General features: G+C 69.6%; 10 protein-coding genes. 9 read left to right on the forward strand and 1 reads right to left on the reverse strand.

Annotated features, from left to right (window positions below; translation table 11 throughout):
- The 4 genes from HMPREF3121_RS03140 to HMPREF3121_RS03155 form a co-directional block, all read left to right on the forward strand.
- The coding region (locus HMPREF3121_RS03140) for a hydrogenase small subunit (protein WP_141742951.1) at nucleotides 1–1,115 on the forward strand (1,115 nt) is incomplete at its 5' end.
- Nucleotides 1,116–2,858 (forward strand): nickel-dependent hydrogenase large subunit, encoded by a 1,743-nt coding sequence (locus HMPREF3121_RS03145; protein WP_070519797.1) that lies wholly within the window; start codon nucleotides 1,116–1,118, stop codon nucleotides 2,856–2,858. It abuts the gene before it with no gap.
- On the forward strand, nucleotides 2,855–3,730 hold the full coding sequence (gene cybH, locus HMPREF3121_RS03150; protein ID WP_070519799.1) for a Ni/Fe-hydrogenase, b-type cytochrome subunit: 876 nt from the start codon (nucleotides 2,855–2,857) through the stop codon (nucleotides 3,728–3,730). Before HMPREF3121_RS03145 ends, cybH begins: the two co-directional genes overlap by 4 nt.
- Nucleotides 3,727–4,401 carry a hydrogenase maturation protease gene (locus HMPREF3121_RS03155; RefSeq protein WP_246816051.1) on the forward strand — a complete coding sequence of 225 codons (675 nt, stop codon included), beginning with the start codon at nucleotides 3,727–3,729 and terminating at the stop codon, nucleotides 4,399–4,401. Before cybH ends, HMPREF3121_RS03155 begins: the two co-directional genes overlap by 4 nt.
- Here the strand turns inward: HMPREF3121_RS03155 and HMPREF3121_RS03160 are convergent.
- Nucleotides 4,398–4,766 (reverse strand): hydrogenase maturation nickel metallochaperone HypA/HybF, encoded by a 369-nt coding sequence (locus HMPREF3121_RS03160; protein ID WP_070519803.1) that lies wholly within the window; start codon nucleotides 4,764–4,766, stop codon nucleotides 4,398–4,400. The genes HMPREF3121_RS03155 and HMPREF3121_RS03160 overlap by 4 nt on opposite strands.
- A 44-nt stretch (nucleotides 4,767–4,810) precedes the next feature.
- Between HMPREF3121_RS03160 and HMPREF3121_RS03165 the strand changes: the two genes are divergently transcribed.
- Genes HMPREF3121_RS03165 through HMPREF3121_RS03185 form a run of 5 tightly spaced genes read left to right on the forward strand, consistent with a single transcriptional unit; the run spans nucleotide 4,811 to nucleotide 8,998 of the window.
- Nucleotides 4,811–6,100: a hypothetical protein gene (locus tag HMPREF3121_RS03165; RefSeq protein WP_070519805.1), complete on the forward strand. Its 1,290-nt coding sequence runs from the start codon at nucleotides 4,811–4,813 to the stop codon at nucleotides 6,098–6,100.
- Nucleotide 6,101: 1 nt separating this feature from the next.
- Complete coding sequence (locus tag HMPREF3121_RS03170) at nucleotides 6,102–6,359, forward strand: HypC/HybG/HupF family hydrogenase formation chaperone (RefSeq protein WP_070519806.1); 258 nt, start codon at nucleotides 6,102–6,104, stop codon at nucleotides 6,357–6,359.
- A 9-nt stretch (nucleotides 6,360–6,368) separates the two neighbouring features.
- Nucleotides 6,369–7,205, forward strand: a complete 837-nt coding sequence (locus HMPREF3121_RS03175) for a MerR family transcriptional regulator (protein WP_070519808.1) — start codon at nucleotides 6,369–6,371, stop codon at nucleotides 7,203–7,205.
- A 54-nt stretch (nucleotides 7,206–7,259) separates the two neighbouring features.
- The gene (locus HMPREF3121_RS03180) at nucleotides 7,260–7,877 is read left to right on the forward strand and encodes an RBBP9/YdeN family alpha/beta hydrolase (protein ID WP_083291225.1); all 618 of its coding nucleotides are present in this window, start codon (nucleotides 7,260–7,262) and stop codon (nucleotides 7,875–7,877) included.
- Between the two features lie 14 nt (nucleotides 7,878–7,891).
- Nucleotides 7,892–8,998: a winged helix DNA-binding domain-containing protein gene (locus HMPREF3121_RS03185; protein ID WP_070519810.1), complete on the forward strand. Its 1,107-nt coding sequence runs from the start codon at nucleotides 7,892–7,894 to the stop codon at nucleotides 8,996–8,998.
- Nucleotides 8,999–9,117: the final 119 nt, after the last annotated feature.

Here is a 9,117-nt window from a genome sequence, read left to right on the forward strand (position 1 = left end):
TCGCGGCGGGGACGCCCGCCATGGCGGGGGCGCAGGAGCTGACGCCGGCTGCGGAGGAGATCGCGGAGAAGCTGGGGGCGGTGAAGAAGCCCAACGTGGTGTGGCTCCAGTTGCAGGAGTGCACCGGTTGCATGGAGTCGGTGCTGCGATCGGGTGGGGCGACGGTGGAGGACCTGGTGCTCAACCGGTTGTCCATGCCGTACAACGAGTTGCTGATGGCTTCGTCGGGGCATGCCGCGGAGGAGGCGCTGGACGAGGCCAACAAGGAGCCGCACATCCTGGTGGTCAACGGTTCGGTGCCGATGAAGGACGGCGGCATCTACTGCACCATCGGCGGCAAGACGTCCGAGCAGGTGCTCATGGAGGCTGCGGAGAACGCCACGGCGATTTTGGCGGTCGGCGCGTGCGCGGTGTGGGGGTCGGTGCAGGCGGCGAAGCCGAATCCGACCGGTGCGGTCGGCGTGGATGAGTTGATCAAGGACAAGCCGGTCATCAACGTCGCCGGGTGTCCGCCGATCGGCGAGGTGATCACCGCGACGATCACGTACATCCTCACCCACGGCGAGGCCCCGAAGGTCGATGCCGAGGGGCGCCCGCTGTTCGCCTACGACCAGCGCATCCACGACTCGTGTCCGCGGCGCCCGCATTTCGACGCCGGCCAGTTCGTCCGCACCTTCGACGACGAGGCGGCCCGCAACGGCTGGTGCCTGTACGAGGTGGGCTGCAAGGGCCCGTCGACGTTCAGTCCGTGCCCGATCATCCAGTGGAATCTGAAGTCGGGGTGGCCGATCGGCCAGGGCCATCCGTGCATCGGTTGCACGGAGAAGGATTTCTTCGACAAGTTCACCCCGTTCTACGAGGAGCTGCCGAACGTCACCGGCTTCGGCGTGGAGTCGTCGGCCGCGAAGCTGGGGCTCGGCGCCGTCGGCGTCGCCGCCGCCGGTGTGGCGGTGCACGGGGGAATCACGACCATCAAGCAGATCGGCATCCGGCAGAAGTCGGGTGACGAGAAGGTGATCGCCACGTTCGGCGATGGCCCGGACGCCGGTGCCGCCGGCCGCGGCGTCGACGCCGAGGACAACATGTCCGGTGGAGAGACGGGGAAGGACAGGTAAATGGCCACGGAAAGACTCGTCATCGATCCGCTGACCCGCATCGAGGGTCACCTGCGCATCGAGCTGGAGCACGAAAACGGCAAGATTTCCGACGCGTGGAGCGAGACGACCATGTTCCGCGGCATCGAGGAGATCTGCCGGGGCCGTGACCCCCGCGACGTGTGGGCGTTCGTCGGCCGCATCTGCGGCGTGTGCACCGGCGTGCATTCGGTCGCCTCCGTCGTCGCGGTGGAAAACGCCATCGGTTCGAACCCGCCGCCGCAGGCCCGCCGCATCCGCGATCTGGTCCTGGGGTCGCAGGAGATCCACGACCATACGGTGCACTTCTATCACCTGCACGCCCTGGACTGGGTCAACGTCGTCTCCGCCGCGGAGGCCGACGTCGACAAGGCCCTGGAGTTCGCCCGGTCCATCGGATCGACGTGGCGGGGCAACACCTACGACAAGTTCGCCAAGGTCAAGGAGACCCTGAATCAGGTCATCGAGTCCGGCCAGCTGTCGATCTTCACCGGCGGCTACTGGGACCACCCTGACTACCGTCTTCCTCCCGAGGCGAACCTGATGGCGGTGTCCCATTACCTCGACGCCCTGGAGTTCCAGCGGTCGATCATCCGCATCAACACGGTCTTCGGCGGCAAGAACCCGCACCCGAATTTCCTGGTCGGCGGCATGGCCTGCTCGATTGACCCGGACAAGTCGGAGACGGTCAACCAGGTCCACCTGGACCAGGTCGAGACGTGGGTCGCCGAGATGGTCGAGTTCGTGCGCGACTGCTACTACCCGGACGCGGTGGCGATCATGGGCGCGTACAAGGACTACTTCGACATCGGAGCCGCCGCCCCGAATTTCCTGGCGGTCGGCATGGCCGGCGCGACGTATGCGGGTGACCCGGCGACGTCGCGGGTCGAGACGACGCACCCGGAGGTCAAGCCCGGCGTGATCCTCGACGGCGATTACACGAAGGTGGCGCCGTTTGATCCGCAGAAGATCGAGGAGTTCGTGTCCTCGGCGTGGTTCACCTACGAGGACGGCGACGACACGGGTCTGCACCCGCTGGTCGGCGAAACGACCGTGGACTACACCGGCCCGACGCCGCCGTACGAATGGTTGGGCGACGAGGACAAGTACACGTGGTCGAAGGCGCCGCGCTACGACGGTCGCGTCATCCAGGTCGGCCCCGTCGCCCGCGTGCTCAACGCGTACGTGCAGGGCGAGCCCCGCACCAGGGAGCTTGTCGACGAGGCCCGCCGGACGTTGGACATCGAGGTGGAGCAGCTCAATTCCACGGCCGGGCGCACGTACGCCCGCGCCGTCGAGGCGGTCACCGCCGCGGAGTACATGTCCGAGGTGGTCATGCCGCAGTTCGTCGAGGGCATCCGCAACGGCGACATCGACGTGTTCGACGCCTCCAAGTGGGAGCCGTCGAGTTGGCCGGACGAATGCTCGGGCATGGCCTTCACGGAGGTCGCGCGCGGCATGCTCAGCCACTTCACGTCCATCAAGGACGGGAAGGTGAGCAACTACCAGGCGGTCGTGCCCACCACGTGGCTGGCGGGCGGCCGGGACCCGGAGGGCAACCTCGGCCCCTACGAGGAGTCGCTGGCCGGCGGCCATCCGCTGGTCGATCCGGAGCAGCCGCTGGAGCCCATCCGCACCATCCACTCCTTCGACCCCTGCATGTCCTGCGCGGTCCACGTGCTGGACCCGGAGGGGACGGAGATCTTCAAGACGGTGACGTCATGACCGCCCCGGACAAGACCCCGGATCGGGGCATGGAAGCCCAGGAGATGTCGGCGGATTCGTTGCGCGAGCCCGGTGCTCCGCGGCGGATCATCGACGGCGAGGAGTACGTCCGCGTCGACCTGTGGTCGGCGAGCCTGCGGTTCCAGCATTGGGCGTCGGTGCTGCTCATCGTGGTGATGTCGGCGACCGGCTGGTACATCATGGACCCGTTCTTCGGCCCGGACGCGGCGACGTCCGCGGCGTCGGGGGACACCGGGTATTTGATGGGCATCATCCGCTTCATCCACATCACCGCGGGTTTCCTGTGGTGTGGCGTGGCGTTGGCGCGGTTGTTCATGCTGTTCTTCGCGCGCGGCAAACAGTCGCGGTGGAGGGCACTGTCGCCGGTCCATTCGATGAAGGACGTCAAGGGCCTGTGGGACGTGACGTTGTACTACGCGTTCCTGAAGAAGGAAGCGCCGCTGTACATCGCCCACAATCCGCTGCAGCAGTTGTCCTACACGGGCATCTACGCGATGTGCCTGCTGCAGGTGATCACGGGCCTGGCGCTGTTCGGGCTGTACGACCAGTCGAATTGGTTCCTCATGGTGCTGTCGTACCCGATCCATTGGGTCGGCATTCCGGTCGTCCGGCTGATCCACACGGTGTTGATGTTCCTCATCTGGGTGTTCGTGGTCATTCACGTGTACCTGGCCGTGCGGTCCGACGTCGTGGAGAAGCACGGCGGCATCTCCTCGATGATCAACGGCGGCATGTGGTTGCACCGCGACGCCAAGCCGGTCGACGGCGATCGCGTCGGTCCGCCGGAGCACAAGGAGGAGAAGGCCCGTCGTTTCCGGTGGGCGCGGGTGAACCGGTGGACGGCGAAGTGACGGGCCCGGCGGACCCGGCGGACCCTGCGGGCCCGGCGATCACGGTCCTGGGCGTCGGCAACGCCGTCATGGGCGACGACGCCGCCGGGCTGGAGATCCTCCGTTTGCTCAAGGCCCGATTCGCGGGGCGCGGCGATGATGCCGACCACACCGGCGACGTCCGCGACGCCGACGGCGCCCGCTCCGTCGACGTGGACGCCCTCGTTCCGTTGACCAGTGCGTCGTCGACGCCGTCGACGCCGTCGCACGTGACGACGGCGACGGCCACGGCCACGGACATCGCCGCCGGTCCCGACGGTCGCATCGGCGACGTCGCGTTCGTCGAAGGGGGCACGTCCGGCCTGGAATTGGTGGGCGTGGTCGGCGAGGCGCGCAAGTTGCTGGTCCTCGATGGGCTGACCGGCCCGGGGGACCCCGGCGACGTGGTGGTGCTGGAGGGCGACCAGGTGCCGCGTCTGCTCAATTCGAAGTTGTCGCCGCACCAGGTGGGGCTGCTGGATCTGCTGGCCACGGCGCGGCTGCTGGGCCGGGAGCCGGAGCTCGTCGGCGTCGTCGGCGTGGTGTGCGCCAGCGCCGAGCTGGAGGTGCGCCTGACCCCGGAGGTCGCCGCGGGCGTGCCGGCGGCGGTCGCCGCGGCGGAGGACGTGTTGGCGCGGTGGGCGGCGGATTAGGTGCCTGTGCCCGTGCCGGTGTCCGCGCCCACGTCCACGTCGACTTCCCGGATCGCGAATTCCCGCCCGTGCCGCAGGTCGGCGGTGGGGGCGCCGCAGGCGGGGCAGGCGAGGGCGAAGAATTCGTCGATTTCGTGTTCGGCCGCGCAGGCCGGGCACCACACGGTGGCGGGGATGATGTCGATTTCCAGGTCGGCCCCGGCGCAGACGGTGCCGCCGGTGGCCAGTGGCCAGGCGGCGTGCAGGGCGTCTTCGATGACGCCGGAGCGGGTGCCCACGTCGAGGGCGACGCGCCGCACGCGTCGGCCGTCGGCGGCGTCGACGATGACCTCGACCACGCCAGTCAAAAGCCCCAATTCATGCATGCCCCAAGTGTGGCACGTCGTTCGAATGTGAAAGCGTTGGTGTCATGAGCGAGACCATTCACCTGGATCAGCTGGTCGATCCGTTCGAGGCGAGGGTCGTGGTCGTCCGCGCCGCCGATGGGACGGTCGCCGATGCCCGTTTCGATCTGTCGGGACTGCCGCGCCTGGATCCGATGCTGGCGGGCAAGGACGTCGCGGGGGTGCCGGATCTGGTGAAGATGCTCTGCGGCATCTGTCCCGTCGCCCATCATTTGGCGGGGGTGGCGGCGTTGGAGTCGTTGGCCGGCATCGCGCCGGAGGATCTGCCGCGCCACGTGCGGGAGCAGCGCCTGCTGTTGCATCACGGCAGCGTCCTCGATTCCCTGTCCTCCCGTTTCATCGGCCGCGACCGCGACCTCGCCGTGCGCCTGCGCCGCCTGGGCAAGTTGGCCATGAAGGCGGCGGGCGCGCCGGGCCATTTCCCCGACGTCGCGGTGCCCGGCGGCGTGCGCGTTCCCGTCGATGCGGAGGCGCTGGCCGAACTTGCGGCAGGGCTTCCCGTGCTTGACGACGATCTGGCGTCCCTCCTCCTCGCCCTGCCTGCGTCGGGTGCTCGGGCGGCGGCGACGGCGCGGTTCGACGGCCTGGATGTCGCGGTGGTCGATGCCAGCGGCGAGCTCGATCCGCTGGGCGGCCACGTCGGGCTCGTCGGCGACGGCGTGGAGGAAACGATGACCGCGGCGCAATGGGCGTCGCACGTGACGGAGAGCCGCCCCGGCGCCCCCGACCCGCGGCCGGTCATCGAACTCGAGACCATCGACGGCGGCGTGCGTCGGTGGCCGTACCGGGTGGGGCCGCTGGCTCGGGCGCGGTTCCGGGCGATTGCCGGGGACACCGGCGCCACCGACGACCCGTTCGAGGCGCAGGTGCTCGGCCTCGTCGACTCCGTCGCCGCCTTGGCTCGTCTGGTCGGATCCCTGGCCGTCGCGCCCTCCGACGGCACGGGCGGGAGCACGGTGAACGCGGGGGAGGGGGCGTCGTCAAGCATGAAGCGGGGAACCGGAATCGGCGTCGTCGACGGCCCGCGCGGACTGCTCGCGCACGAATACGAGGTGGATGAGGCAGGGACGGTGACCGGCTGCCGCATCCTGACGCCCACCGCCCAAAACGAAGGGTGGCTGGCCGGAATGCTGCGCGCCTCGCTGGCGGCGGCCGGCGACGGGGACGCCGACCGCGAAGCATGGGCCGAGGCCGCGATCAGGGCCGCCGACCCGTGCCTGCCGTGCACGTCGGCACCCGAAGGCGGCATGGGGGTTACCGTGGACGACGAGCAACGGAAGGAAGGCGGACGCTGACATGTGCATCGGGGTTCCGGGGAAGATCCTGGCCATCCACGACGGGCTCATGCCGATGGCCGACCTCGACTTCGGCGGCACCGCCCGCCAATGCTGCCTGGCGTACGTGCCCGAGGCGAAGGTCGGCGACTGGGTGCTCATCCAGAACGGATTCGCCATGGACGTCATCGACGACGACGCGGCGCAGGCGGCGCTGACCGCGATCGGGGAGCTGGGGCTGGCGCCCGGGGTTGAACCTGACGTCGCGTCAGGTGATTGAGTCCCGTTCATGCGAGACGAAGCGATTCCGACCACCGACGGCACCCGCGACGGCGACGGCACCGAGCTGACCATCGGCGAGGCAGCCGAGCTGCTCGGGATCACCGTGCGGACGCTGCGGCACTGGGAGTCGATCGACCTGCTGGTGCCGTCGTGGCGGACGCTCGGCGGCCACCGGCTGTACGTCGACGCCGACCTCGAACGCGCGCAGCGGATCCTGGTGTACCGGGAGATCGGACTGCCGCTGGCCGAGGTCCGCAGCCTGGTCGACGGCGACGGCGACGCCCGGGAGCACCTGGAGCGCCAGCGTCGGCTGCTGGTCGATCGCGCCTCGCATCTGCGCCGGATCATCGACGCAGTCGACGAGATGCTGGAGGAGATGAGCATGAACGACGGAAAGAACACGACGATGGACGCCCGCGCCGCGGCCGAAAAGTTCGGCGGCGGGTGGCGCCAGGACTTCGCCGACGAGGCCGAGGCCCGCTGGGGCGACACCGAGGCGTGGGAGCAGTCGCAGCAGGCGAACGCGAACCGCACCGAGGAAGAGTGGGCGCAGATGTACGCCGACCAGGAAGCGCTGGTGGCGAAGCTGGCGCAGGCCATCGGCGACGACATCGACCCCGATTCCGAGCTCGGCCGGGAGGTGTCGGCCCTGCACCGCGCGGGCGTGGAGAAGCATTACGAATGCGGCCACGGCCGCCAGGTGATCCTGGCCCGGATGTACCTGGTCGACGAGCGGTTCCACGAGGCCTACGGTGGCGTGGAGCCGACGAAGTGGCTGGTCGCGGCCATCGAGGCCGATGCCCGCGCCCACGGCGTCGACCCGGAGACCGCCTCCTGGGATTGATGCCCGCGGGCCGATTCCGCCCGGCTTTGCCGCCGATCGCCTACCCTCGCGGGCATGAGCGAAAAGCACCACGACCCCGTCACGGACCTTCCGGACGGGGTCGACGCCGACTCCGGCCGCCCGCGAGTGGTCATCGTCCACGGATACAACGGTTACCCGGCCAAACACTGGTACCCGTGGCTGGCCTCCAAGCTGGTCGAGGAGGGCTTCCCCGTCACCCGCGTGGCGCTGCCCGACCCGACGCGGCCGGACCCGGTGGAGTGGGCGGCGGCGCTGGCCGAGCAGGCCGGCACGCTGGACGGGGCCGTGGTGGTCGCCCACTCCCTCGGTTGCATCACGGTGCTGTCGCACCTGGAGCGGCACCCGGAGCAGTGGCCGCACGGCCTGGTGCTCGTCGCCGGTTTTGATGCCCGGGTGGCCGCGCTGCCGGAGCTCGACGACTACATCGGCGACGGCGTGGGCACCGAGGCGCTGCTGCCGAGGCTCGGTGACGTGGAAGTGGTCATGTCCGACGGCGACCACGTCGTGCCCAACGCCGACACCGCGGCGATGGCGGGGCGTCTCGGAGTCGAGCCGATCGTCGTCCCCGGTGCAAAGCACTTCCTGTACTCCGACGGCGTGACCGAGGTGCCCGAGGTTCGCGACGCTGCGCTGCGGATCTTGTCGACGTAGCCGGGGCAGCCCTGATGCTCGAGCTCACTCCCACCGCAGCCCGCGCCGCCCGGTGCCGGGCGCAGCTGCTCACCGCGAAGGATCGCGCCGCCGATGCTGTGTCCGCCGTGCGCCACATGCTGGCCATGCAGGCGCAGAACGCGAAGGCGGCGCGGTGGGCGGTGGGCATCCGCACGAAGGGCGCGAAGTATTCGGACGTGCAGGCCGCGCTGGAATCCGGCGCGCTTATCCGCACGTGGCCCATGCGTGGCACGCACCACGTCATGGCCGCCGAAGACGTCTCCTGGCTGACGGGCCTGTGTTCCCACCGGGCGCGTTCCGGCGTGGAGAAGCGCCGCGCGGCCCTGGGGCTCACGCTCGACGACGTGCTCCGCGCCGGTGCCGCCCTGGCCGAGGCCACCACCGACCCCGGACGACTGCCCGAACACGTCGCCGAGAAGGCCGTCTCATTCGTCGGACCGCGTGGTGCGGCGGTCGCGTTGACCAGGGACGGCGTGCGCGAACTGTGGGCGACGGTCGGCATCGATTCGTCGTCGAGCCGTGGTTCCCACATGCTGCGTTTCCTGTGCGAGGAACGCGTCCTGGTGCAGGGCCCGCCGGTCGGTACCGCGGACACCTTCACCGCGTTCGAGGCGTGGGTGCCGGCGGCCGAAGACGGCGCCGACGACGCGGAGACCGATGAATTGTTGCGTCGGCTCGTCGTCAAGCATTTGCGTGGCCGGGGACCGGCGCAGGTCTCCGACATCGCGTGGTGGTCGGGGCACGCGAATTCCACCATCCGGCGGGCCGTGGACATCGCGGGCGACGCGGTGGCGGAGGTGTCGGTGGCGGGGGAGCGGTACCTGATGCTCGCCGAGGCTGCCGAGGAGGCGGCGGCGAACCCGAAGGCCCGACCGCCGCGTGGGCCGATCGCGCTGCCCGCGTTCGACGAATACCTGATGGGCTACGGCGACCGGACGCTCGTGCTGGACAAGGAGGCGGAACCGGAGCTGTTCGCGCTGATCGGGCCGACGAAGAACGGCCTGGTCAACCGGGCGACGATGAATGCCGGGCGGATCGTCGACACTTGGGACGAGGACCACCCGGCGGCGTCGGACTACCTGAAGTTCGCGGGGCGCTGACTTACACATCCCGCACGTGGCCCGTGACGTGCGGGCGCCGCTTCTTGCGGTCCCAGGCCACGATGTCGGTGCGGCTGTGGCCGAGGTTAACCGGCTCTTCAGGATTTAGAGTGCGTTGA

This window comes from Corynebacterium sp. HMSC11E11, from assembly GCF_001807025.1.
Classification (GTDB): domain Bacteria; phylum Actinomycetota; class Actinomycetes; order Mycobacteriales; family Mycobacteriaceae; genus Corynebacterium; species Corynebacterium freneyi.